Source organism: Streptomyces sp. NPDC041796 (assembly GCF_055590785.1).
In genome coordinates this window covers 89,317-113,090 of the sequence record NZ_JBVJAH010000017.1, presented here as the reverse complement: position 1 = coordinate 113,090, position 23,774 = coordinate 89,317, and the positions used below count along the sequence as shown (strand labels likewise).

Genomic DNA, 23,774 nt, shown 5'->3' with positions numbered 1-23,774 from the left:
ACTGTGCGGGCGCGCATGCCTTGTGCGGCGGCCCGGGGGGGGAAGGGGGACTCATGCCCGTCCGCGTGTCCGAGAAGCGAGAACGCCGCAATCGGGAAGCCCAGGAGGCGTACCGGCGTTGTGCCCGTATCACGGGCCCGCTGATAAGGCCGGAGACGGATTCGGTGCGGGTGGCGTTCCGCTCGGTGCTGTCCCGCGGGGAGCGGGGCGTGCTCACCCTTCTCGCGATCTCGACGGCGCTGAGCGGCTGCGCGCTCGTCGGGTGGCTGCTGCTGCCCGGGCACGTACCCGGGCCGCCGTCCGGTCCAGGCCCGGACGGCGCGGGCACCCCGTGGGTGGGAGACTGGCGGGTCCTGCTCGCCCGGATCAGCTTCTGCGTGGTCGTCAGCGTCGAGGTGATCAAGCTGGTGCAGGCTTTCGCCGTCTGGACGTTCACCGTGCACGCGAAGGACCCGGTGCCGCTCACACCGCCGCCGGGGCTGCGGGTGGCGATGCTCACCACCATCGTCCCGTCCAAGGAGCCCATCGACGTCGTGGAGCGGACCCTGGAGGCGATGCTCCGCGTCACCTACTACTCCGGCAGCGTCGACGTGTGGATCCTCGACGAGGGTGACGACCCGGCGGTGCGTGCCATGGCCGCGCGGCTGGGCGTGCACCACTTCACCCGGAAGGACCGTCCCGAGTTCAACCGGCCGACCGGTATCTTCCGGGCCCGGACCAAGTCCGGCAACCACAACTCCTGGCGGGCCGAACACGAACGGGGTTACGACGTGGTCGCCCAGATGGACCCGGACCATGTACCACTGCCGTGCTTCCTCGAGCGTTCCCTGGGCTACTTCCACGACCCGGACGTGGCCTTCGTCGTCGCGCCCCAGGTGTACGGAAACATGTACGACAACTGGATCGCGCACGGTGCGTCCGTACAGCAGTACCTGTTCAGCGGACTCGTCGAGCGCGGCGGTAACGGCCTCGACGCTCCCCTGCTCATCGGCACGAACCACCTGTACCGGACCGCCGCGTGGCGCAGCATCGGCGGCTACCAGGACTCGATCATCGAGGACCACCTGACCAGCATGCGGGTGCACGGCACGGTCAACCCCGCCACCGGCAACCGGTGGCGTGGGGTCTACACACCCGATGTCGTGGCCGTCGGCGAGGGGCCCACCAGCTGGACCGACTACTTCAACCAGCAGAAGCGCTGGGCCTACGGCGTCTGGCAGATCAAGCTCAACCGGCGTCTCACCGAGGGCATCCGGCTGAGTGCCCGCCAGCGGATGCTCTACGCCATGGTGCAGTTCTACTACCCGAGTGTGGCCCTCACCCTGCTCCTCGGCACCGCGGCCACCGCCCTCTACCTGGTGCTCGGCATCACCTCGGCGGAACTGGACGGATCGGTCTGGGCGGTGTTGTGGTCGGCAGGGATGACGAGCTGGCTCGCCATGTGGCTGTGGCTGCGCCGCTTCAACCTCGCCGAGCACGAGCGGCGTGACGTCGGGACCCTCGGCTTCGCCCTGGTCCTGTTCACCGGCCCGGTGTACGTGGCCGCCGCCGTCTCCGCGCTGCTGCGCCGTCCCCTCGCCTACGCGGTGACCGCCAAGGGTGAGCTGCGCAGCCCCGATTCACCGGCGACGTTCCGGCTCCACCTGGTGTGGGCGGTGTTCGCGGCGGCCCTCCTCGCCGCGAGCTTCGTCCGGGAGTACGATCACCCGGCCCCGAGGATGTGGGCGGTGCTCGCACTGGTGGCGGGCGCGCTGCCGCCGCTGCTGGCGTCCGTCGGGAACGCAGCGGCGGACCGGGGCGCGCGATGAGGTTCACGGTCACGAAGGTGTTCATCGTGGTCTTCGCGGTGCTGCTGGGGGGCTACGCCTTCGTGGTGGCGCCGCACCTCGCGTGGGAACGAGAGCGCGAGCGGCGGGCAGCGATCGACGCCGCCCTCCCGCCCAGCGTCGCGATCCCGTCGGCCACGGGGCCGGCCCGGCCGGGGCCGGTGTTCCCCGCCCGTGGTGACGCCTTCGTCGGCATCATGACCGGGGAGGGCCTGGACGACTTCGCCGAGGCCGCCGACTTCACGCGGCGTACCCGGCACCGGCCGCAGGTCTACCAGTTCGCCCAGGACTGGGCGCACGACCGGTTCGACGCCGAACGCCTCGACCAGGTCGCCCGGCGCGGGATGATGCCCATGGTGGCGTGGGAGCCCTGGGACCACACCGAGGAGGCGGAGGAGCCGGAATTGCGGGGCGAGCAGCCCGACTTCCGGCTCTCCCGCATCATCGAGGGCGCCTTCGACGGCTACATCAGGTCGTGGGCGGAAGGCATCGCCTCGCTCGGCTATCCGGTCGGCATCCGCTTCGCCCACGAGATGAACGGCTACTGGTACCCGTGGTGCGAGCAGTCCAACGACAACCGCCCCGGCGAGTACAAGAAGGCATGGCGGCACGTGCACGACCTGTTCGACTCGGCGGGCGCGACCAACGCCGTGTGGGTGTGGAGCCCCAATGTGGACTATGCGAACGCCACGCCCTTCAAAGCGCTCTACCCGGGAGACGCCTACGTCGACTGGGTCGGCCTGTCCGGCTATTACGGCACAGTCGGCAAGGAGAACTACCAGTCCTTCGAACGGCTCTTCTCCCCCTCGAAGGCGAAATTGCGCCGGCTCACCGACAAGCCGCTCGTGATCACCGAACTCGGCGCCACGGACGCCGCGGGCCGCAAGGCGGAGTGGATCGCGGAGATGTTCAGGACACTGCCACGACATCGCGACATCATCGGCATCATCTGGTTCCAGGCGGTCAAGGAGATCGACTGGCGGGTCACGTCGTCGGAGGCCGGCCTCCGCGCCTTCGCGGCAGGAGTCGCGAACGCCCGCTACCGCACCGCCTGGACCCCCGGTTCGGTTCCGCGAGGGACGGGGTGAGCGGGGTGCCCTGGGGCCGCCGCCCGTGTCGGCAGGACGTTCACCGGCGTTGGGAATCGGCGACGTCACCCGCCCCGAGCCCTATGCCTGGACGCGCACCTGCGAGGTCTCCCGCGGCTTCCTCCCGGAGGACGGCGCGGACCGCACGACGGGCCCGGGCCTTTCTGAGAGGGAAACGATGAGCAGGGGGCAGCGGACGCATGCGTGCTCGTGGACGCAGTCGGTGCCGTATGCGCGCCCGCAGTCACCGAGGGCAAGCTTGCGGCGCTCGAAGTGTCCGAGGAACTCCTCCCACCCCTGCGCCGTGACGGCTCGGTATTCCCAGGGAGGCCGAGCCGCACGACGGCGGGCGATAAATGGCCGGTGAGCCTCGATAGCGTCCTTGGGGTAGATCGCGGCATAGCCCATCGTGGTGTTGAGTTGCCGTGACCAGCAATGACTTGCGCGATGCGCGTCGGCAGGCCGTTCATGGTGGCGTCCGTGATGAAGATCCGCCGGAAGTCGTGGGCTGCGAAGGTGAGAGGCCTGCCAGCAGCATCGGTGAGTCCGACGCTTCAAGGGTCTCGCGAGATCCGGCGGTTCTCCCCACTGACATGCCACTGGTGGTGAAGCGGCATGGGCGGGTTCCACGTGCTCTCGTGGGAATCGTAGCGATGGACCAGAGGCACGGTGCCCTCGACGGAGACGGAACTGCGAGATCACAGCGCTGAGCACGTCCGCGAGTTCAGGAGTCACCAGTAGAAGCCGCTCTTGACCGTTCTTCGGGTGCGATCTGCAAGGAGCGGAATGAGTTCTCGGCTGATCGGCAGCTGGTAACTGATGACCCTGTGGTGGCGGATCTCGCTGAGCTCCTCGACCCGGATCATCCGGTGGTCAGCAGAACATTACTTCGCAGGACCCTCCCCAAAGAACGTCACGCTCGTCGGCCTCTGGCAGGACCGCAAGCTCAACGAGGCGTTTGCTACCGGTGATCCCCTCAAGCTGCTGCGGCTTTTCGGGATCAGCGCGAAGACCGCCATGCGCCATGTCGGCGCCGCCTGCCCGGAGCGAACCGCGAAGCTGCCCAGGTAGCGGGCCGGCTCCGAGCCCGATCCAGCAGCTGAAACCCCGTGGCGGTGCAGCAGTGGGTCGGGCATCATCCCCGTGTGATTTTGATGCAACCCGTTCTGGAGATCTCCGCCGCCGTCGACTTCGCGCTCTGGCCGGTTGGCGAGCACGAGTCATATGGCTACCTCGTGCTGAACGGGGAGCTGACGCCGGCGGAGGTCGGCACGGCGGTCATGCAGATCGCCGAATGCAACGACTTCGAGTCGGAGGAGGAGCACGGGCCGTGCCCGACCGACCCGCTCGGCACATTCCTGCACGGGCTGCTCACCATGCCTGATCTGTTGGCCGCCGGAGGGTTCCGGGTGACCGAGAATGCCACCGACACCGTCTTCGTCGAGCCGGGCTGCTGCAACGGCCTGGAGACCTGGCGGGACTGGCTGGAGGTGCTCGACGGCACTGGCTGCACCTACTTCGGCCACGATCCGTCGTCGGTGGCCGAACGCGTCGGCGACATTGTCCGGCTGACGTTCGACGCTTACGGGACGGATGGCAGCCCGGTGATCGAGCTGCCGGTGGACCAGATACGCAGGCTCGTCGCGGGCGCTCAGCAGGATTTGCAGGACTTCCTCGGTCTTGCCGGAATCTGGGCCGAACAACACCTGCCGGCACAGGCTGCCGCCGTCACTGCCGCCCTGGCACGGGCACTGGACCTGGCGCCCACACGATGACCAGCTTCCTGACCCACCGAGCGCACGTGCACGACGCCCGTCTGCCCCTCCGCCGTCGGCACAGCGCGCTGCGGACCTGCATCACCCTCTTTGCTCCGTACGGCTTCCGGGCGACGTACCACCACCTCACGCTCAGCGCCACGATCCCCCGGCGGCTGGAGGCTGACCCGGACGCGCTGGTGCGGGCGGTGGAGGAACTGCATGAGGCGCGGGTGCTGTGGCTCGCGCGAGCGGAGGAGTACGCCGTGCAGCGTCGGGCGGAGAAGCGGGCGGGGCGGCGGGCTGTACCGAACCCGCGACCGTGGTGGCTACGGAGCAGGTGGGACGGCCCCGACCGCGTCTGGCACCAAGACCCGTTTCGCCACCCGTCCCTGCGACTGGCCCAGTACGTCCGGCGACAGAACGCGATTCTCGACGGCGCCGATCTGCCCGGCTGCCCGGCTTATGGGGATGAAGGACCGCGGGTGCTGCCCTCTCGAGGCGTCACCTCGGTGAGGGCGCCTGCGACGCGCTCAAAAACCTGGTTTTGAGGTCGGCACGCCAGGTGCCGCTCACCCGGGCCAGCATGGCATCCTGTCTCGGTCCGTTAGAGGGTGTTTCGAAGTGAATAGAGGCGCGGCCCGGTCATCCTGCTCAACGCGAGCGATCGGCGAAGCGCTCGCGTTGAGGCCAGTACGTGTGCAGGGGGTGCTTCCTGTGATCGGCGTGCCCTTTACGCTTCCCTCGGCATCGGTTCTTCTGGGGTGGGGAGACGCATGTACGAGGACAAGGCGCCTGATTCGGTATGGCTTCCGAAGCGGCGGCTGCGTGCGCTGAAACCGGTGTGGGAGGCCCGGCACGACGGTCGCGCCGATTCCGAGGCGCTGGGCACCTGGCACTGCAATGGGCTCGTCGTGAGGGCCGCCTTCGATCGGCTCCGGGCCTTCGACACCGGGACCGGTGAGCAGCGCTGGGCCTGGGAGGTACCCGGCCGCGACGTGCTGTCGGCCATGGCCGACGAGGTGGTGGACGGTGTCGCGCTGCTGGCCCACTGGCCGGACACCTCAAACGGTCGGAAGGACGCCACCGTCACCGCCCTCGACGTGACATCGGGCAAGGAGCTCTGGTCGGCACGGCAGAACCTCGAAGGGCTCTGGCCGGGCGCCTCCGGTCTCAGGGCCGGCACCGTTGCCCTGTCCGGGGAACGGGCGATGGTCGCCACGGGAGCGGGCGTCGTCGCCCTGAACATGAGGACGGGCCGATCGGCATGGACCGTGCCGCACGGCCCAACGGACGAGGCACAGATCGGGGCCGCAGGGGATCGGCTCGTTCTCGTCACGCGGCGGGCGGGCACCACCACCGTCAGGTCGGTGGATGCCGGCGACGGCACCGTGCGCTGGGAGAAGCCGATGCCCGTCGACGGCCCCGTCGCGCGGGTACGGATCGTTGCCGCGGACCCCCTGCTGCTTGCCGTCGAGGGCGAGGGCCGTCGCGGCCCGAACTGTGTGCTGCGACTGGACGCGGACGGCAATGCCGTCGCGGAGATCTCGTCGGCCTACGACACCTCGATAGCCCCGTACGCCTCCTGGGTCCTCGCCGACGGACGACGCCGGGTCACCTGGGCCGGGGACACGCTGATCGCGTTCGTCAGGTTGTCGGGGTACGACTACCTTGCCCGTCTCGCCGGCTTCTCGCTGTCGACGGGCCGGCACCTGTGGACGTGGGACGACGGCCGGGGCATCGACGCGCTGGCCTGCCATCGTGGTCATGTGGTCGCGTTGCGCCACTACGAGGATGAGCAGGAGGGGCAGCATGTCGCTTGGCGATGCCAGGCACATGTGCTCGACCCCGCCGATGGCCATGAGGTAGCGCGGCGTCGCCTGCAGGTGACACGGGACGGGCCGTACACGATGCACCTGTCCGGCAACCGGATGCTCTGGATCAGTAAGGAGGGCAGGCCCCGCACGCCGCCGGTGAAGGCCTTTGATTGGCGCTGAGCGCGGGTGGCCGATGCTCAGCCGATTGAGACCTTCAGCAACCTCCGGAATGAAGTGATCTTGATGTGGCAAGATCCACTTTCTGAGGAGGCATGATCTGGACCCGGACGGCCGCCGGTGCACACCATCGTCCGCGCCCACCAGCAAGCGGCGGGTGCCCGCAAAATGGGGATCTGCAGGTCGAGCCGCCAGGCGGTGTCTTCACCGAGCTCGACGACCACGGGCTCGGACGCTCCCGCGGCGGGCTGACGACCGAGCTCAACCTGGCGGTGGAGCAGGCCCAGAAGCCGATGTCACTGGTGATCACGGCCGGGCAGCACGGTGACTCCCCGCAGTTCCAGGTGGTCTTGGGCCGTATCCGGGTGCCCAGGCTCGGGGCGGGCCGCCCGAGCAGCCGACCGGACAAGGATCGCGCCGACAAGGCGTACACCTCCCGCGCGAACCGCGCCTACCTGCGCAAGCGCGGTACCCGCTGCACGATCCCGGAGAAGCGCGACCAGATCGCCAACCGGTCTGGCTGCTGAGCGGGCCATCGACGAAATCGCGAGGCCACAGCCCAGCACCCGACGGGCACCGAGCGTGATCACCGCGGGGGTGAGGACGCCTTCCAGGGGGCGAACGCGTTGTTCACCGACTTCATGGTCGAACGCAGCTCAGGGAAGTGCCGCAACAGCACGCTGACCATGGTGTTGTTCTCGATCCAGTCCAGCCCGGTCTGCGTGTACACCTGAGGCGTGTAGTCCTTGGTGAGGAAACGGTCGCTGTTGAGCCGGCGGGACGCCATGAGGACGAAGATCCGGAAGGCCGTGTCGCTGAAGGCGAAACCCTTCGGCCGGGGTTCGGCGAACATGCCCACCATGAGGTCTACGCGTTCGATGTCGTCCTCGTACACCCGGCGCAGCTCCTCGGCCCAGACGGGGTTGTCCGTGAGCGAGTCGAAATCCTTCGCCGGGGGAAGATGCAGCAGGCGTCTGAATTCGTTGTACCGCGGTACGCCGAGTTCGCGGATCCTCAGGATGTCGACCGCCCCGAGGTCCATCAGCTTGCCGTCGGGGCGCTGGAACTCTTGCAGGAACTTCGGGAAGTTGTGCAGGGTCACCAGACCCGGATGGGAGGTGCCGAAGGAGTAGAAGAGATCCGGCAGGGTGTGTTTGCCGAGGATCTCATAGGCCTGCCGCCCGGCCAGCTCCCGGAACGTCGCCTCCTGCAGCAGCGAGTCGTCCGCGACCGAGCGGAAGCTCCAGTCGTCGGGGACCAGCGGATGCATCCGGTAGACGGCCACGAACTCCTCGGTCAGGGAGTAGGGGACGCCGAAGTGGTCGGTACGCCCGCCCACGATGCCGCTGAGCACCTCGCTCGAGCTGATCCGGCCGAGCAGCCGGTGCACCCGCTCACCCAGGACGCCGAACCAGTTGACGCGCATTCCAGTGACCATCGTGGGATGGCTGATGACCGCCGGAGTCCATTCGATGGTGTGAATCTTGGCGATGAGTGCCGCCGTGATCAGGCGCGCCCGCTGGAAGATCTCCTCATCCGACCAGCCGGGGTACTCGTCGCGCAGCCTGTCGCAGATGGCGTTGTGCTCCAGGATGAACAGGGTGTGCATCATGGCGAGGCCCACCCAGAACCCGGGCACGCTCGCCGGGTCCCGTTCGGGGTCGTCCGAGAACAGCGATCCGTTCCGGGGGACCTTGAGTTTGCCGTCCTCGCCCGTGCGCAGCTGTCGCTGGGAGGCCAGGTCGTCGCCGTAGAGCTGGGACGCATCCCACCAGTGCGATTTCTCGTTGATGTACGTCGGCGGCAGCCCGTCGTCACTGTCCGGGCGGGTCGGGTCGGCGAGCGTCCGCGGCACGAGCATCGGCCGGGCGGGCCAAGGGTCGTCGTCGGCCAGCTGGATGTGCCAGGAGTGATCCAGTGTGCCCTGCCCGTGGCTGACCCAGTCCCGGATCATGAACTGCAACCATGCCGCGACCAGGGCGTTGACGGACTCCGCGGGGACGAATTCGTGCCTCGTGAGGAGGGCTCGACTCACCTCACGCGGGCTCGGAGACATGATCTGCGGCTCGGTTTCGGGGAAGCTCCGCTCCGGCGGGGCGTTGCGGCCGAAGCGTGAACCGGTCATACCCATACGAGGGTTCGCCAGGTCGTTGTACGTTCCGTCGGCTGTGCGCTCGGTGAGGTGCCGCGGTTCCGGCGGCCCGATCGGTGGCAGGTTCTGCGTCGGGTAGGTGTTGGTGTCGAAGAGGTTCTTCCGGCGCAGATTGTTCCGGAGACCGATGAGGGTCAGCATGCCGAGCGGCTTCGGCAGGTTCTGCCAGCCGACCCCGTGGTCGACGGCCAGCGCCAGCCTGTTGTGCAACTGGACGAACCAGGATGCGGTTCCGGTATCGCCGGCACTGCGCGGTGTCGTGCGGCTCGCTGAGCCGTCGTGAGCTCTGCCCATTGTGGAATTCCTTCCGGCGTCCGGTGCGGGTGTTCGTGAAGGCATCGTCAGCGCGTAGCCGGACGTCAGCAGCTGCGCCGCTGGGCCAGAAAAGTGAGGGCGACGTTGACCGTCGAGATCGCCGTGGCGGCCATCGCCGGCCGCCGGGCGAGCGTCCCTTCCTGCCCGGCCCAGGCGGCTGACAGCGCATCGCTCGTATGGATGAGCGTGCCGACGCGCAGTGCCCGGTCGAGCTCGTCCGGGTTCTTGACGAAGAGCAGCTCGGCGCCCAGGACCACGGTTCGCACACCGAACATCCGCAGCGCGTAGATCAACGCCGGCCGGCTCGGGTCCGCTCCCAGCCGGCGGGCCACCACCTGGGGGGCCAGGAGCGCCGCCACGCCGTTCACCAGCCGGATGCCGGCGAGGCTGTACCGCGCGACTGTGTGGCCGTCCATGGTCAGATGCCCCTTCCCAAGCGGTAGTGCATGCCACGTATGACGCTAGGGCATGTGCCGTCGGCACGCGCGGCGACTGCTCCGCGTGGCCGAGCCGTGTCAGGTGCCGTCACCGGGGAGCCTCGTGAGGTGTACCGTTCATCGATTGCCGGAGCCCGGAGAGCCGCAGATAGATGGCACGGCGGGCACGGTTCTGGTTGCCCAGCGGCCGGTGCTCGGGCAGCGCGTGCCAAGGGTTGAAAGACAGCCGGTCGGCAAGGGCGAATTGTTGCGTCGCGTCGAAATCCTGTCTCGGGAGCCGCAGCGTGGCCACGGGGATGAACGGCGAGAGCCGTTCGGGCCAGACCACCGAGGCGTTCTCGATCGGCATCCGATGCGGATCGGTTTGCAATTGGATGAGGAAGTCGAAGGTGACGTCGCGGTCCCGCAACGTCGTGGCCAGCGCCTCCCGCAAGTAGTCGTCCGGCGGGTTCCACGGCGCCCGCGTGCGGGTTCCGTCGCGCGGAACCACGGAGTACTGCATGGCCTGGCCCTCACCGAGCAGATACGGCGTGCAGCTCCAGTACCGGGCCTCCAGCGGACTTGAGTGCGTTTTGGCGTACAACCCCTGCATCACCATGTCGCACAGGTGCGGGTCACGGGGACCCAGGAAATACAGGAGGGGCGTGCCGTCGAAGACATGCCGCTGCAGCTTGAGGTTCTCCACGACATCGGGAGTGGTGAAGGTCGGCGCGCTGATGCCCGTGAAGTCCTGGGTGCTCCGTTCGTCGTCGAGCAGCTTCTCGCCTTCGACCCCGAGCAGCTTGACGCCGATGCTGAGGACGCCGTTGTCCTTGATGTCGGGCGGGGAAAGGGGGCCCGGCCCGGCGAAGCGGACCCAGGCCCGGAAGGTGGTGGGACGGCTGAAAACACCGTGACGCAGCCGCTCGGGCAAGTCGGCGGACACGGTGAACTCCCCGCGCACGACCCCGTAGGTCTTGGTGTTCCCGGCCCGCTGCGCGCACCCCGGCGCGTACTCGCGTGTGATGAACCGGGCCATCCGACGTGCGATGTCCTCGGCGATCCCGGCCTCCTCGGGCCGGACCATCTCCTCGGCGGGACGAAGGTGCTCGTCGCGGCGGCGGACGTTGATGAGCCACTGCACCAGAGCCTGTACCGGTCGGCGCAGCAACCGGTCGAGCAGCGGGCGGATATAGGGATCGACGCGCCGTTCGTGCTGGACGCACCACAGGATCGCATTGTTGACCCGCTGCGCCGCGGTCACCGCTGCTCGCCCTTGCCGGTGGCCGAACACAGGAAGTTCAGTGCCCGCAGGCCGGGAAGGAAGAAATAGGCGCCACCTCGTACGGAGACGAACTGCGGAAGGTCGAGGTGGCGGGTGCGTAGGGGCCTTGCCTGTTCGGTGAAGGTAGAGCGGTGGTTGGAGCGGGGTGCGACGAGCGGGTCGGGGGAGTCGTAGAGCCCGTTGAAGTTCGGATTGTTCAACCAGGTGTGCTGAATGAACTCGAACTGGCGTGAGATGTTCGCGTTGAGACAGAGGAAATGCAGCCCGCGTTCACCCCCGCCCTCCGTCCCACCATCCGCGTAGGCCCGGCCCCGGCGCAGGATCCGGTGCCGTCTGCCGATCGCGATCGATTCGGCCGATCCCGGCCGGGGGTCCAGCGAGTCACGCGGGTGGGCGCGGCGGATGTGCGCCCCGAGGGGGCAGCTCAAGCCGTCCCGGTCGGTGGAGAAATAGCCGAAGTCGTTGTCCGTGGCAAGGGCCGGGTCGTCCTGCAGCGGCGCGTGGACCAGTGGTGCACCGCTGGGCCAGCGTCCCACCATGCGTGCGGCGAGCGCGTCGCGCGCGGCGGGATCGCCGCTGCCGTCGGGGCGCCTGGTCGCCTCGTCGAGGTAGCCCCAGAACGCGTCGACGTCCTGATGGAGCTGCCGGAAGACCAGATAGCTGCCGTTGTGTCCGAGATCCGCGTCGGTGCCACCGGGGCCGCGCGGCAGCAGGCCGGCGGAGTCATGCGAGAGTGGCAGTAGAGGCCGGTCCGTCAAAAGGCCGTACTCGTTGGGGTAGCCGAGGACGAACTCCCCGGCCTTGACCACCTCGTCACCGGCTGTGGCGTTGGCACGAGCGGCCGTGGCCTTGGGCATCCCCTCGATGAGCGGCTGCGAGATGCCGTCCCGGAAGCCGAAGGGTTCGCGTTCGGTCAGCTCGGCCGTTCCCAGCCGAACGAGCTCGGCGAGACCGCCCGTGGCGAGGACGACCTGGCGCACCTCGGCCTCGAGCCGTCCCAGCCCCGCCTCGTCGCGCGCGTACAGCAGGGCGAGAACGTGTACGGGAGGGGTGGCCGGGCCGCCCCATCGCCAGTACCGCGGGGCGTTCTCCCCGGTGTCGCCGAGGAAGCGACTGCGGTTGGGGTCGGTCATTCCCGAGACGAACTCTTCGGAAAAGCCGTCGGGGCTGGGGATTTCCAAACCCAGAAGCCGTATGCCGTCCGATGTGAAGGCGAGGTTCACCGCGGTGTCCGGGGGCTCCGCGCGGCCATTCGTCACCCGTGGCGTCAGCTCGCCGAGAGCGGCGCGTGCGCTCGCGGGGTTGTCGATCGTGAACATCAGGAAGCTCGCCCAGCGCAGGGTGCTGTAGCCACGGGGGATGAGGCCCTGCATGTCGTTGAGGTCCAACGTCGCCACCGTCACGTTCCCTTCCCTCAGTTCTTCTCAGATGTCCTCAGAGCAGGGCGAGCCAGGCCTCGGTCTCGGCCGGGCTGAGTGTGCCGAACAAGCCAGCGCGTATATCGGCATTGGTACGGAGGTTGTGCGCGGTCAGGGTGTCGTACGCGGAGTACCAGACGTGGGTCGGCAGCTGATGGGAGCGGAGGTAGTGCTTGAACGCCAGCTCGTCGTTGGCGCCACCCAGTACGAGCCACCGGGTGCGCGGATAGCCCAGCCCGTTGCTGAAGACGGCGTTGAGGCCCCAGGCGACCTTGTCGATGAAGTCGTCCATGTAGCTTTCCAGGCTGCCGTCGTAGTTGCTGGCGAAGATCATCCGGGGTTTGCCGTCGATGAACAGCCAGCGCGCGAAGTGGATGGTCTTGACCCCGGCGAGATTCCCCCGCTTGTAGAAGTGGCGGACTCCGTAGTCCACGACGAACAGGATCGCGGTCAGTGTGATCCGCCTGAACCGGCCGGGCTTGACCACGCCGACGGCGGTGAACGGGTTCTGTGCGACGAAGTCCTCGTAGGAGGCGAGCTCGCGCACGTGGTCGCGGTCCGGACGCTTCCGGCTGGGAACGTCACGACGTTCGTGCCATCTCACCAGCACGGCCCAGACCGGCAGAACGACCACGAGGAAGGGCGACAACGCCAGCCCCGCCAGCGGGACACCGACGAGATGAGTCGCCTGGCGGATCCGCCAGGGCAGGGCGGGCCGCGCGGGCCGCGAACGCGCCCAGGCCAGGTCCTCGCGACCGGTGACGTATTCCTGGACGGCGGCGCGTATCCGGGTGGGACTCCTCCCCGACAGTTCGGCAGCGTGCCGGTCGAGGAACTCCTCGATCGCCTCGCGCAACCGGGCCTCGTTCAGCATCTGCCGCCGCCCCCTGCCGACGGTATTGACGTAGAAGGCCGCGCACGGCACGCAACGCGACCGGAGCCAGACGATCCGCTCGCCGTCCGGAGCCCCGTCCGCCGGATATCCGTCGCAGTATCCGAACACCTTGTCCAGCTCGTCGCCCGCTGCACGCACAAGGTCGGCGAGGTGGGCGGACGGTGATATGTCCACCTCGCTCATGTAGACGACGCTGGCCGGCAGCAACGCCCCGGCGTTGTCGAAGCCTTGGGGAACAAGGAGCAGCCGCGCGAAATGGAGCCCCTCCACCTCGGCGAACCGGAAGACCTTACCCGCTCCCTTCCGGTTGGCTTCTTCGAGCACCTCCCGCACGTCATCGACCCGGGCCGGGGGCACGGTGGCCAGGACGGTGACTGCCGACTGGTGCGGCATATCCAGCACCTCCCACCTGCCTCGCGGCTGACAGGTCGTCGCCGCGGTGTGTGGCAGGACGTCTCAGGTATGTGGACCGGCGAAGTGCAGGGAGAAGTTGAGGATCCTGCGCCGCCCCCAGTAGACGATTCCCAGATAGAGATGGGGGCCGACCTGGCGGATCTCGTCACGTATCCAGTGCGCGACAAGCGAGGTGCGGGAATAGTCCAGGACGATGCATTCACCGCCGTCCAGCAGGCTCTCGTCCCGGTAGACCTTCGCGCGTATCGCCCGGATGCCGAACGGCGTGACCCTGTTGCGCAGTCCGCCGCCGTCGCGGTCGAAGACCTTCCCCTGCCATGCGAGGAGACGTGCGAGCGCGGCCACTGCCTTGGACACCCTCGCACCGCGCGCCGTAAGCACGGTGCCACGTGCCTCACCTCGAGGTGTCTCCCCCGGATGACTGGCGCGGAACAGCCGGTCGAGCTCCGGCCGCGACATGGTCAGCAGCTCGTCGACGTCCGCACCCGTGTCGTGGCTCATCGCGCACCTCCGGTCCCGTGCGTCACGCCGCCGTGTTTCGATTCGCCTTTCCCGGCATCTCAGACCCCGGCAAGGCCGGTGCGACCAGCCGGTACAACAGCCGGTCCGTCCGAGGTGCCCCACGCCACAGAGTCATCGGCGCCGACGGGCCCCGGCCCACGGTCGACCCTGTGGCCCCACGCCAACCTCTGCGAGGCCACCCATGACTGGATCCGGGGCGAGTTCGCCAAGGTTCTGATGGTCTTCTTCACGCAGATGAACAGGAGCGTGCGGGCCAGCCACATGGTGGCGGCCGGCGACGTCGAGGGACTGCCGCCGTCCTTCGCCGGACGGGCACCGCGGACCGACGCCCGGATCGCGCTGCCGGCCGGGGAGGACAACCGGTGCTTTCTCGCGGAGAGCCAACGCCACACCTTCGACTTCCTGAACCACTACCGCCCTGGCAGCGAAGCCTGCACCTCCTGCCCGGCCAAGGGCACCTGGACGTCTTCCTCGGCCGCCGCCGCGGTCACCGACATCTTTCCGCTGATCCTGGATGAGCCGGCGCGATGAGTCCCGCACCGGACCTGGCCCGGATGTTCTGGCGGCGCGGCCGTCACCCGCACCGCGCCGCCAGTGGCGCCTCGCCGGACGGCAGGCGCTCGCCGACGGCATTCCCTTCGGGCTGCCGGTGGAGTCCGCCGACACCCCCGCGCTGATGCCCGCGTTCCCCCTCGACCGGGCGGCCGCCGCCCGCCTGCTGCCCGCCGGTGAACTGCATCCGCTGACCCTGCCCGGCGGCCGGGGCCTGCTCGTCGTCACCGCGGTCGACCACGCCCGCACCGACATCGGCCGCTACATCGAGTTGTCCGTCGCCCTCGCCTGCACCCACGGCCCCCGGCCCGGGCCCCCGCTTGTGCCGGACTGCTGCGCGGCCACATCGGCACCGGCCAGTACGTCCTGGACCTCCCGGTCAGCAGCCAGGGCTCCGTCAAGGGCGGCAAGGGCGGCAAGGGCATCCGGGGCATGCCGAAGCACCGCGCCGGCCTCGACTTCTTCCGGTGGGCGAGCGGGCCGTGTGGAGCCAGTACGAGGACGACGGCCGGCTCGGCATGTACATCGAGTAAACCCGCCTGCCAGAGACCCGGCTACCGCCGAAGGTGGCCGCGATCAACTCACTACTGTGCGTTCCGGAGCATGCTGATGAAGTCCACCCTCTACCTCGAAGGCGCCGCTGGCTGGCGAGCCCGCGCCCGCTTTGATTTGTCGGGAAGGTAGGCCGGGCGCTCTCCTGGGGTGAGCTCGCGGTCGAAGGTGCGGCAGATGTGCTTGATTGCCTGGGCTGGTTCCAGGGAGGTATTGACGTCCCACAGTTGCACTGTCCCGTTGTACCTGGATGTGGCCAGGGTGCGGCTGTCGGGGCTGAACGCATCTCATACACCGCGGTGTCGTGTCCTTTGAGCGTGGTGCGTTCCTCCGACGACATTGTTTGAACCCCGTTCGAGCCGTCGTCTCCCCCGCCGGCCCGCCCGCCGGGGCGACCTGCCGCACCGCACCATCACGCAAGGTGTTGCGCGGATGCCAGGCGACGGTAGAAGGCGTCGATCGCGAGCAACTGCGCGTGGGTGCCGGCGGCCCGTACCCGCCCGGAGTCCAGCAGCAGGATCTGGTCGGCCTTGGTCACCGTCGACAGCCGGTGGGCGATCACCAGAATCGTGGTGGTGCGGCTGATGTCCGCGAGGGTCTCGTGCAGCGCGGCCTCATTGGCGGCGTCGAGCTGGGAGGTGGCCTCGTCCAGCAGCAGAAGTCCCGGGCGGCGCAGGAGGGCACGGGCGATGGCCACCCTCTGCCGTTCGCCACCGGACAGTGTGCTGCCGCGGTGGCCGATGGGTGTGTCGAGTCCGTCGGGCAGGCGCGCCACGAGGCAGTCCAGGCGGGTGCGGCGCAGGACGTCGCGCACCTGCGCCGCATCGGCATCGGGAGCGCTGAGGAGGAGGTTGTCCCGCAGGGTGCCCGACAGGATCGGGGAGTCCTGCTCGACGTACCCGATCAGGGCGCGCAGTCGGGACAGCGGGAGACGCGCGATGTCCTCCCCGTCGAGGAGGATGCGGCCACGGTCCGGTTGGTAGAAGCGTTCGAGCAGGGAGAAGACGGTGGTCTTGCCCGCTCCGGACGGGCCGACCAGGGCCGTGGTGGTCTTCGGTGGCACGGTGAACGTCACGTCCTCGTGCACGGGCGGGGCCTCGGGACCGTAGGAGAAGCGCACACCCTGGAAGACGACCCCGACCGGCCGGCGGGGTTCCGGCGTGGTGGCCGGGTCCTGGGGCGGACCGACCGGCTCGGTGTCCATGCAGTGGACCTCGCCGATACGCGCGGAGGCGGCCGCTCCGGCCTGCAACAGACCGACTGCCTCGACCAGTTGGCCCACGCGGGGGGCGAGGGCGAAGACGTAGAGGAGGAAGGCGACGAGGGTCGACACGGTGATGGCCCCGGTCGCCACGCGCGCTCCGCCCACGCCCAGTACGACGAGGAAGGACAGTTGCACGGCGACGGTGGAGGTGGTGGCCGACAGGGCCTGCCACCGGGCGGCCCGGGTGCCGGCCCGACGGGCGTCCTCGGCAGCTTGGTGCAGACCGGCCGTCTCCCGGCCCTCGGCACCGGACGCCTTGATGGTGCGCACGGCGCCCAGGGTGCGTTCGAGCAGGGAGCCCATGCGGCCGACCGCCTCCTGGGCCTGGCGGGCGGCCCGGGCGATGTGGGGGACGGCCGCGGCGACGGTCGCGCCGATCAGCGCGATGGTGACCAGCGTGATGCTCAGGAGCACCGGATCCAGCAGCGCCATGAAGGCCAGCGTCGCCACCACGACCAGCAAGCCGCTGCCCGCTGAGGCGATCGATCGGGTGGCGACCTGGCGCAGCACCGTGGTGTCGGACGTCACCCGGGAGATCAGCTCGCCCGGCTCGGTGCGGTTGAGCACGGGCAGACGCAGGCGCAGGAGGCGCTCCGACAGGCGTCGGCGCGCTGTGCAGGCGACCGACTCGGCGGTGCGCTCCAGCACGTACTGGCCCAGTGCGGCGGTCGCAGCGCCGGCGACGACCAGGGCACTGAGCAGGACCAGTGCGCCGGCCGCGGGGCGCCCGCGGTCCAGGGCGTCCACCATCTGCTTGGCCACCAGCGGCTGGGCGAGCGCCAGCAGGCTTCCCGCCAGGGACAGCGCGCTGCCCAGGAGGATGCCGGAGCGGTGCGGCCACAGGTGGGTGAGGACGTGCCAGGGTCGTGTCCGCTCGTCGCGTACGCCTGCCCCGGGGCGTGCGCCGCCTGCCTCCGGGGAGCCGCTCGGCCTGGGCTTCGGCGGTACGGAAGGCTCTTTCCCGGCCGGCACCGACTGTGTGCGGCGGTCCGTCGGCCCGGGCGCGGGCGGTCGCAGGGGAGGCTCCGCGAAGTACGAGGAGGGGGTCACCTGCGTTCAGTCCACCGTGAAGAACCGCTGGAAGTAGTCGGCCGGGGCTCCTTCGCCGACGAGGACGCCCTCGGCCTCCACCCAGGCGTGCGCGGCGAACGGCGGCTGGGTGCGCACGCCGACGCACCAGGTCGGCCACTGACCGCGCAGGCGGCACAGCAGCACGGTGGCCAGCGACCGTGCGAGGCAGCCCTGTTGCCCTCCGGCGGCCAGGCTGACGGCCAGGACCGTCTCGCGGGCACGGCCGGCCTCGGCGAGCGTCGCCGGCCGGGCGCCCTTGCGCAGCCACCGCAGTACGCTGCGGATAGCGGCCGGGGACCGGCGTGCGAGGACATGGGCGCAGACGACGACCAGCCGGGTGACCAGCCGCCGGCCGAGCGGAACCGACCTGGGGTCGTACGGGACGACTTGCGAGGTGGACACTGCTCTACCCTTTCGGAGACGACGACGGATGCGGGCCGCAGACGATGAGGGACACGGGCGGAAGCCGGGCCGGGCAGCTCTCGCGAGAACGCCGGGCGGCCTGACGGCGACGAGGCGCGTGCCGGGACGCGCCAGGACTCACCCCGTCAGCAGCCGGGCGTCGCGCAGCTCCTGCAGAATGCGGGCGATGTCCTCCTCGACCTGCTCGGCGCTCACGTCGTACTGGCCGGTGAGCGCGGTCACCGCCTGGTCGGTGGTGGTGCCGTCGAGCAGGGCGCGCACGATGACGGCGGCAGTGGGGTTCAGGGTGTAGTATTCGCCGCTGCTCTGGTCGAGCAGGGCCATCCCGTACTCGGTGTCGGCCGTCACCACGCCGGGGCGCAGGGTCATCGTCATGCGGGGATGCCTCCTGTGTCGGTTCGGGGCCGGCCCCTTCGGCCGGCGGAATTCTCCTGGGAACGCAGCCAGACCTCGCAGCCGACCGTGGCGTGCAGCAACGCGCTCTCCAGGTCCGCGGCGAGTGGTCGGCGGCACCACGCACGGACGGCCTCCACATCGATGAGTCCCAGGCCGTGCAGACGGGCGTCGTTCCACAGGGCGAGCAATGAGGAGCGGTGCTTGCGCAGCCCGGTTTCCTCTTCGAAGGCCGCGTGGGCCTTGGTGGTCCGCCGACGGCTGGCGTCGGGTACGACGCCCCGCATGGCCTCCTCGATCAGCGGCTTGTACCGCCAGGGGGTCACACGCTCCTGGGGGCGGACCGCGAGCGCCGCCTCGACCAGGAGGTCGTCGTAGTAGGGCGAGGCGAAGGTGATGCCCAGGGGCTCGGACATCTGCTGTACGTGCCGGGCGAAGCGGGCGAGGGTGCGCATCGTGGCCAGCTCGCGGTGCACACCGTGTCCGCTGCCGAGCGGCTCCGCCCGCAGGGCCTCCGTACGGATGAGGTCCCGCACGGCCTCGACGGCCCGGCCGGTGGCCCAGGGGGGCAGCCGTGGCGGGATGCCCCACTCGAAGAGGGGTACCGACATGGGCGGTTGGGGCAGCGTGAGGTCGCGGGCCACCTGGCCCAGCCAGGCCCCGTAGGAGCGGCCGTCGAGCAACTGCCGCAATGCCGTCCGGCGCGACCACCGGTGCCTCGTGACGAAGCCGCGGGTGTGCCGCAAGCCCGTACGAGGATGCCGGCGCAGCAGGCCGTGGACATGAGCGCTGGCGCCGCTGAAGAGTTCGTCCCCGCCCATCCCGCTCAAGTGCAGCGAGGAGCCACGCTCCGCGGCCCGCTCGATGATGTACATGCGCCGGTGGCGGTTGACGGAGTACAGCGACGGGGTGTCGAGCGAGTCGTCGAGTTCGTGCACGCCGTCGAAGGTCAGGGGTACGGCGGTAGCGGGCACCACGTGGTGTTCCAGCGAGTCGAGCGCCTCCGCCGTGCGCTGCGCGTAGGTGACGTCGTCGCCGAGGACATCGTGGACGGCGGCCGTGTAGGCGACGATCTTCACTCCTTGGCGGGCCGCGGTGCAGACCACCGCGGTGGAGTCCACCCCGCCCAGGTCGGCGGTGACCGGTCCGCCGCCCGCGACGCGTACGGCGACCGCGTCGGCCAGCCTGTCGCGGACCATCCGGGCACCGTCGGCCAGCGACAGCTCGGCCGGCGGCGGCGACCAGTGCCGACTCGTACGGGCGCGCCCGTCGCGGTCGAGCGTCAGGCGGTGGTCGCCGGGCACCACATCGACGCCGCGCCACACCGTCTGTGCCGTCAGGGGGTGGAGGATCCCGGGGCTGAGCAGGTGGACGGCCAGCCGGCCCTCGTCCAGCTCCGCGTCGACCAGGCCGGCCAGGACGTCGGCGCGGTCGGCCGCGACGCACGCGCCGCCCGCGCCGCGAGCCGACGCCACGAAGAGGCTGCGTACGCCGGTGACGGTGCCGAGGGCCAGGGTTTCGCCGTCGAAACTGGCGAGCAGATGGTGACTGCCGGGCCAGGTACGGGCGAGCCGCTCGGCCGCCTCGGGGGATCCGGCGCCGGCCGCACGCGCCGCTTCCCGCTTTGTCACCGCGTGCTGTCCCAGCACGCACAACCGGGTCCGTCCGCAGACCGCCGTCGTCACGCTGGCCTCCGGCCAGCACCCCAACAGCCAGGGCCGGCCCGAAGCATGCCGGATCTCCTGCACCGCACCTGAGCTGACCTGCGCGGCCAGGCCCGCGACGGCGTCGGTGTCCGGAAGGACCAGGAACCAACTCGCCCCCGGGGGCAGTGACGTACCGGTCGCCATGCACAGGCCTCTCTTGGTCGATGCGGTTCCAGCAGCGGTACGAGGGACGAGTGTGGGCGGCGCGGTACGCCGCCCACACTCCGGACCCGACGTGCCCCAGGACGTACCGTCGGTGTTCAGAGCGCCCGGGGCCGATGGGCGAGCCGGATCAAAGCAGGCTGTGGCCGCCCAGCAGGTCGGGGCTGCCCTTGCCGGCCAGTCCGGTGACCTTCTGGAAGTCGCCGACCTTGGTGAGAGTGGGACGCTCGTAGGCCATCGTCATACCCTTTCGTCGTGGGATGAACAGGACTCGTGCTGTTTCCGTACTGAGCCGACGCCCCCGGCACGATCGAGCGGGTCTCGCCGACGCAGTGCACAAAGCTAGGTGCGCGCATTTCCTCCCGGCAACGGCGCACACAAGCCATTCGGCAAGGCGCTTCCGCAGTATTCCGTGCGTGCTTCACCTGCGTGTTGCATAAGCGGCCCGAGCATCGGTGATAATCCTGAGCAATCGGGGTATGAGCGATGCCACTTTCGGCGGGCACGCGCGTTTCGAGACACGTGCGGCGGGCCACGGCGGCGCAGTTTCCGGCCGTCTCCCTGGCCTGACGTGCGGTGACGGACCGTTGGGTCGTGTCTGGAGGAAGTCGATCCGGCCAACCTGTCCCCCGCCGTCCTGGAATGCGCACTTGCATGTGTCCGGCTCACAGAAAACACGACGTACGCCTCGCCGGCCGCAGGAGAAGAACACCGCGTGCATCCGGCTGGAACACCAGATGTTCACTGCGCCCTTACGCGCCGATTACATGGAGGAAGCGGAGGGAAACGCGTACGGGGCTTCTCGAAAGGACAGAAGACCGTCTACCTCGCCGCCCCGGCCCTCGCCGTCAAAGACCTCCGCCCCAGCCTCGGCCACCGCCCCCTCGGCCCCCTCCGCCTCGCACTCGGCGACGTCCACACCTGCCCCGTCCCCGCATGGGCCGACATCGTGCAACACAAGGCGATCCCACGACGCGCGCACCGGAACCCGGAAATCGCGTGTAATCGTCGACAGGGGCAAGAGAGGTAAGCCCGCTGTGGGCGTGGTGATCACAGCCGGATCGTCGGTGCGCTGGTCGAGCCAGGCAAGACAATTCATGCCAGAGGGGAAGAGAGCCCGATGGACGGTCGATACCGGTAGGCAGTGGATCGGAACGATCCGGGCTGGGCCACGCTCTCGGGCACGGCGGAGAGGGCGTAGACAGGGTGCAGCCCCGGCGCGCCACCGGCGCACCCCTGTGTGCACTGAAGCACGGCAGAAAGCGACGGCTTCGGCGCGTACTCCCCGGTCCTGCTCGGCATCACCGACCACATCCGGGACCGGACGCGTGGCACCTGCACCGCCACACTGGCTCCGGACGCCTACTGGGTGCGCTCGGTGGCCATTGCGCCGGACGGTACCTGGCTGGTGACCGCCGGCAGCAACAGCGGCAGGCGGATCTGGGACCGAGGCAGCAGCGACCGCATCGCCATGCTGCCCCGGCAGACGCGTGGGGTGAGCTCTGTGGTGATTTCGCCGGACGGGACCTGGCTCGCCACCGTCGGCACTGACGCCACGGTGCGGAGCTGGTCCCGGCTCGACGAGCGGGTCGTCACCCTCGCACGCGCGGAAGGCCCGCTGATCGCCTGCGCGTGGGCCTCCGACAGCCGCCACCCTGGCCGGGGCCGGAGAGCGCGGGGTGTACTTCTTCGAGCTCCGCACGTGAAGCCGGCACGTGCGGAGCTGGGCCTGCCGTTCGTGCGGCGGCCGCACGAACGGCAGGTGCGGGTCAGGTGGTCTGCTTCACCCGGCCGCTCGCGAGGGGCCATTCGCGATGGAGGGCGCCCAGGGGGATGCGTTTCTGGAAGAGGGGGGTGCCGAAGACCGAGAGCTGGAGCTGAAGGTTGCCGCTCAGGTCGAAGCCGCCGTGGAGCGCCCAGGCACCGGTCAGGGCCGTGGCACCGTCCGTGGAGGCGGAGGCCTGGGCCTCGCCCTCGGCACGCAGGTACGGGGCGAAGTCGGCGGTGACGCCGGCCATGCCGTACAGGCCGACGGACGCCTCGGCCCCCAGGGCGGTCCTCGCCCGGCCGGCTGCCGTGACCGTGGCAGTCATGGGGGTGCTCGTCACGTCGGAGATGCTGACCGGGGCCCAGCCCGTGCCGGGTGTGTAGCCGCCGCCTACGCGGAAGTCGCCCTTGGTGACCTGCCGCACGTCGAGGGTGACGCGGCCGTCGGCCTCGACCTGGAGGTAGACGGTGAGGTCGAGGTTGACGACGACGGGCACGGGGCCGACCTGCACCACGGGGTCGGCGTGCAGCTTGGCGAGCGGGATGCGCTGGGATGTCCGGGCGGCCGCGCGGCCCTTCACCGCCCACTGGGCGGACCAGTCGCCGGACATGCCGAGGAACGCCGAGCCGGGTCCGGGCTTGCCCGCCTGCCCATGGGCGCTGCCGTCGTAGGAGAACTCCACCTCGGGTGCCAGTTGGACGAAACCGGAGACGGATGCGGCGGCCGAGACGGGCGCGTCGTCGGCGGTGGCGAGCGAGGTGCCGACGTCGAGGCGGAGCCGGCCGACCGGAACCTTCGCCCCCTGGGGACCGAAGCGGATACCGCCGGGCTTGGCCCAGGAGAACTTCACGCCCTTCACCAAGGGTTCGACGTCGACGCTCGCCGGGTCCACGGGTATCCGGCCGTCGGCCTTGTCGTCGGCGAGCAGCGCGCTGAGCGTCGCGGGCTCGGTGGCGACCTCGGTTCCCTCGTCCGTGGTGCGCACGACCTTCGTCACCTGGACGAGGAGGCCCTCGGGGGCGCCGGGCGCCGGGGCGCTGGCGATGATGTCGCCCGTCTTGACCGGGTCTTCGGCGCCGGGCTCGGCGGACCGCCCGGGCGTCGGGGCCGGCGAGGGGGCGGACGGGGTGGCGATGACCGCGTGCCGGGTCCGCCGGTCGTAACCGGCGACCTTGAAGGTGCTCTTGCGGGTGCCGGTGCTGCCTTCGGCCGCCGGTCGTGCCACGGCGGTGGGCGTGTCCCGCGGTGCCGGTGTGACGTCGAGCCGTTCACTTCCCTCCCCCACGGCGGCCGGGGTCGCGGCCGGGGTGGCGGCGGATGCCACTCCGTCGGTGGTGGTGGCGGTGTCGGCGGGTGTGGCAGAGCATCCGCTCGCCGCAAGGGCGAGGGAGATCAGCGTGGGTACCAGGAGTTTCCTGGTGTGAGTGCGCACGGGGGTGTCCTCCGGCGATGAGCGATGTGCATGAGGGGGGTTGGCTGCTGTCACCGCATGTACCTACTTGCCAGTAACAGCAGTCGGATCATGCCATGCCCGCCGACGGGCGCAGGACTCGACCCCGGTTACCTGCCCGGGAGTTGGCCGGTCTCCTGGGCAATTGGCGGGTTGTCGACCGCCCTCCGGGCGGCACTGCTTCCAGCGCGGTGGCCACGGTGGACCGCGGCGCGCCGTACGTGCGGGCCGACCACAGCACGCCCACCGATTCCCGGCGCATGACAGCGCGGGCGGGACGTACGACAGCGCCGGCGGGACGCACTTCGGGCGCCAACACCGGATCGCCGGGCGGATTCGAGAACGCCCGGAGGG

Annotated in this window: 20 protein-coding genes and 2 pseudogenes; 9 read left to right on the top strand and 13 right to left on the bottom strand. The window is 69.8% G+C overall.

The genetic code is table 11. The features are described from left to right. Positions 1–65 precede the first annotated feature (65 nt). From ACZ6C1_RS29205 to ACZ6C1_RS29175, 7 genes and pseudogenes are all read left to right on the top strand, one after another. Positions 66–1,808, top strand: coding sequence for a glycosyltransferase family 2 protein (locus tag ACZ6C1_RS29205; RefSeq protein ID WP_469244823.1), 1,743 nt, complete (start codon positions 66–68; stop codon positions 1,806–1,808). Beyond that, the gene (locus ACZ6C1_RS29200; protein WP_469244821.1) at positions 1,805–2,914 is read left to right on the top strand and encodes a glycoside hydrolase family 26 protein; all 1,110 of its coding nucleotides are present in this window, start codon (positions 1,805–1,807) and stop codon (positions 2,912–2,914) included. The genes ACZ6C1_RS29205 and ACZ6C1_RS29200 overlap by 4 nt, the downstream gene beginning before the upstream one ends. A gap of 819 nt (positions 2,915–3,733) precedes the next feature. Beyond that, entirely contained in the window at positions 3,734–3,985 is a 252-nt protein-coding gene (locus ACZ6C1_RS29195) for a hypothetical protein (protein ID WP_469244819.1), read from the top strand. 38 nt (positions 3,986–4,023) lie between these two features. Further along, positions 4,024–4,689, top strand: coding sequence for a hypothetical protein (locus tag ACZ6C1_RS29190; RefSeq protein ID WP_469244817.1), 666 nt, complete (start codon positions 4,024–4,026; stop codon positions 4,687–4,689). Then, complete coding sequence (locus ACZ6C1_RS29185) at positions 4,686–5,219, top strand: hypothetical protein (RefSeq protein WP_469244815.1); 534 nt, start codon at positions 4,686–4,688, stop codon at positions 5,217–5,219. The genes ACZ6C1_RS29190 and ACZ6C1_RS29185 overlap by 4 nt, the downstream gene beginning before the upstream one ends. Before the next feature lie 225 nt (positions 5,220–5,444). After that, complete coding sequence (locus tag ACZ6C1_RS29180; RefSeq protein WP_469244812.1) at positions 5,445–6,665, top strand: outer membrane protein assembly factor BamB family protein; 1,221 nt, start codon at positions 5,445–5,447, stop codon at positions 6,663–6,665. A 224-nt stretch (positions 6,666–6,889) separates the two neighbouring features. Continuing rightward, positions 6,890–7,177: pseudogene (locus ACZ6C1_RS29175) on the top strand (transposase family protein); the annotation flags it as partial. Between the two features lie 71 nt (positions 7,178–7,248). On the opposite strand, the gene ACZ6C1_RS29170 reads toward ACZ6C1_RS29175, so the two are convergent. The 6 genes from ACZ6C1_RS29170 to ACZ6C1_RS29145 form a co-directional block, all read right to left on the bottom strand. After that, positions 7,249–9,108 carry a peroxidase family protein gene (locus tag ACZ6C1_RS29170; RefSeq protein ID WP_469244811.1) on the bottom strand — a complete coding sequence of 620 codons (1,860 nt, stop codon included), beginning with the start codon at positions 9,106–9,108 and terminating at the stop codon, positions 7,249–7,251. A 65-nt stretch (positions 9,109–9,173) separates the two neighbouring features. Next, positions 9,174–9,545: a hypothetical protein gene (locus tag ACZ6C1_RS29165; protein ID WP_469244809.1), complete on the bottom strand. Its 372-nt coding sequence runs from the start codon at positions 9,543–9,545 to the stop codon at positions 9,174–9,176. A 109-nt stretch (positions 9,546–9,654) separates the two neighbouring features. Then, entirely contained in the window at positions 9,655–10,809 is a 1,155-nt protein-coding gene (locus ACZ6C1_RS29160; protein WP_469244808.1) for a catalase family protein, read from the bottom strand. Beyond that, complete coding sequence (locus ACZ6C1_RS29155; protein ID WP_469244807.1) at positions 10,806–12,227, bottom strand: Dyp-type peroxidase; 1,422 nt, start codon at positions 12,225–12,227, stop codon at positions 10,806–10,808. The genes ACZ6C1_RS29160 and ACZ6C1_RS29155 overlap by 4 nt, the downstream gene beginning before the upstream one ends. A gap of 37 nt (positions 12,228–12,264) precedes the next feature. Further along, positions 12,265–13,536, bottom strand: coding sequence for a hypothetical protein (locus tag ACZ6C1_RS29150; RefSeq protein ID WP_469244806.1), 1,272 nt, complete (start codon positions 13,534–13,536; stop codon positions 12,265–12,267). Between the two features lie 63 nt (positions 13,537–13,599). Beyond that, positions 13,600–14,058: a hypothetical protein gene (locus ACZ6C1_RS29145; RefSeq protein ID WP_469244805.1), complete on the bottom strand. Its 459-nt coding sequence runs from the start codon at positions 14,056–14,058 to the stop codon at positions 13,600–13,602. Between the two features lie 237 nt (positions 14,059–14,295). Here ACZ6C1_RS29145 and ACZ6C1_RS29140 point away from each other — a divergent pair, with 237 nt between their 5' ends. Continuing rightward, positions 14,296–14,610, top strand: coding sequence for a hypothetical protein (locus tag ACZ6C1_RS29140; protein ID WP_469244804.1), 315 nt, complete (start codon positions 14,296–14,298; stop codon positions 14,608–14,610). 43 nt (positions 14,611–14,653) lie between these two features. Here ACZ6C1_RS29140 and ACZ6C1_RS29135 read toward each other — a convergent pair whose 3' ends face one another. The 6 genes from ACZ6C1_RS29135 to ACZ6C1_RS29110 form a co-directional block, all read right to left on the bottom strand. After that, positions 14,654–14,929, bottom strand: a complete 276-nt coding sequence (locus ACZ6C1_RS29135; protein WP_469244803.1) for a hypothetical protein — start codon at positions 14,927–14,929, stop codon at positions 14,654–14,656. 666 nt (positions 14,930–15,595) lie between these two features. Continuing rightward, complete coding sequence (locus ACZ6C1_RS29130; RefSeq protein ID WP_469244802.1) at positions 15,596–17,497, bottom strand: ABC transporter ATP-binding protein; 1,902 nt, start codon at positions 17,495–17,497, stop codon at positions 15,596–15,598. A 6-nt stretch (positions 17,498–17,503) separates the two neighbouring features. Next, the gene (locus tag ACZ6C1_RS29125) at positions 17,504–17,920 is read right to left on the bottom strand and encodes a lasso peptide biosynthesis B2 protein (RefSeq protein ID WP_469244799.1); all 417 of its coding nucleotides are present in this window, start codon (positions 17,918–17,920) and stop codon (positions 17,504–17,506) included. A 138-nt stretch (positions 17,921–18,058) separates the two neighbouring features. Next, a complete protein-coding gene (locus ACZ6C1_RS29120) occupies positions 18,059–18,316 on the bottom strand; it encodes a lasso peptide biosynthesis PqqD family chaperone (protein WP_399426515.1) in 258 nt (85 codons plus the stop codon). After that, the gene (locus ACZ6C1_RS29115; RefSeq protein WP_469244797.1) at positions 18,313–20,184 is read right to left on the bottom strand and encodes an asparagine synthase-related protein; all 1,872 of its coding nucleotides are present in this window, start codon (positions 20,182–20,184) and stop codon (positions 18,313–18,315) included. The genes ACZ6C1_RS29120 and ACZ6C1_RS29115 overlap by 4 nt, the downstream gene beginning before the upstream one ends. A 148-nt stretch (positions 20,185–20,332) precedes the next feature. After that, on the bottom strand, positions 20,333–20,440 hold the full coding sequence (locus tag ACZ6C1_RS29110) for a keywimysin-related RiPP (protein WP_344420958.1): 108 nt from the start codon (positions 20,438–20,440) through the stop codon (positions 20,333–20,335). 1,131 nt (positions 20,441–21,571) lie between these two features. Between ACZ6C1_RS29110 and ACZ6C1_RS29105 the strand changes: the two are divergent. Beyond that, positions 21,572–21,730 (top strand): annotated as a pseudogene (locus ACZ6C1_RS29105) (WD40 repeat domain-containing protein); the annotation flags it as partial. A 241-nt stretch (positions 21,731–21,971) separates the two neighbouring features. Here ACZ6C1_RS29105 and ACZ6C1_RS29100 read toward each other — a convergent pair. Then, the gene (locus ACZ6C1_RS29100) at positions 21,972–23,402 is read right to left on the bottom strand and encodes a hypothetical protein (protein ID WP_469244795.1); all 1,431 of its coding nucleotides are present in this window, start codon (positions 23,400–23,402) and stop codon (positions 21,972–21,974) included. Positions 23,403–23,774 lie beyond the last annotated feature (372 nt).

Excerpts from the sequence above, each read along its gene's own strand:
- ACZ6C1_RS29200 (WP_469244821.1), top strand. The coding sequence starts at position 1,805 with ATGAGGTTCACGGTCACGAAGGTGTTCATCGTGGTCTTCGCGGTGCTG.
- ACZ6C1_RS29195 (WP_469244819.1), top strand. The coding sequence starts at position 3,734 with ATGACCCTGTGGTGGCGGATCTCGCTGAGCTCCTCGACCCGGATCATC.
- ACZ6C1_RS29185 (WP_469244815.1), top strand. The coding sequence starts at position 4,686 with ATGACCAGCTTCCTGACCCACCGAGCGCACGTGCACGACGCCCGTCTG.
- ACZ6C1_RS29180 (WP_469244812.1), top strand. The coding sequence starts at position 5,445 with ATGTACGAGGACAAGGCGCCTGATTCGGTATGGCTTCCGAAGCGGCGG.
- ACZ6C1_RS29170 (WP_469244811.1), bottom strand. The coding sequence starts at position 9,108 with ATGGGCAGAGCTCACGACGGCTCAGCGAGCCGCACGACACCGCGCAGT.
- ACZ6C1_RS29165 (WP_469244809.1), bottom strand. The coding sequence starts at position 9,545 with ATGGACGGCCACACAGTCGCGCGGTACAGCCTCGCCGGCATCCGGCTG.
- ACZ6C1_RS29150 (WP_469244806.1), bottom strand. The coding sequence starts at position 13,536 with ATGCCGCACCAGTCGGCAGTCACCGTCCTGGCCACCGTGCCCCCGGCC.
- ACZ6C1_RS29145 (WP_469244805.1), bottom strand. The coding sequence starts at position 14,058 with ATGAGCCACGACACGGGTGCGGACGTCGACGAGCTGCTGACCATGTCG.
- ACZ6C1_RS29140 (WP_469244804.1), top strand. The coding sequence starts at position 14,296 with ATGGTCTTCTTCACGCAGATGAACAGGAGCGTGCGGGCCAGCCACATG.
- ACZ6C1_RS29120 (WP_399426515.1), bottom strand. The coding sequence starts at position 18,316 with ATGACGATGACCCTGCGCCCCGGCGTGGTGACGGCCGACACCGAGTAC.
- ACZ6C1_RS29115 (WP_469244797.1), bottom strand. The coding sequence starts at position 20,184 with ATGGCGACCGGTACGTCACTGCCCCCGGGGGCGAGTTGGTTCCTGGTC.
- ACZ6C1_RS29110 (WP_344420958.1), bottom strand. The coding sequence starts at position 20,440 with ATGGCCTACGAGCGTCCCACTCTCACCAAGGTCGGCGACTTCCAGAAG.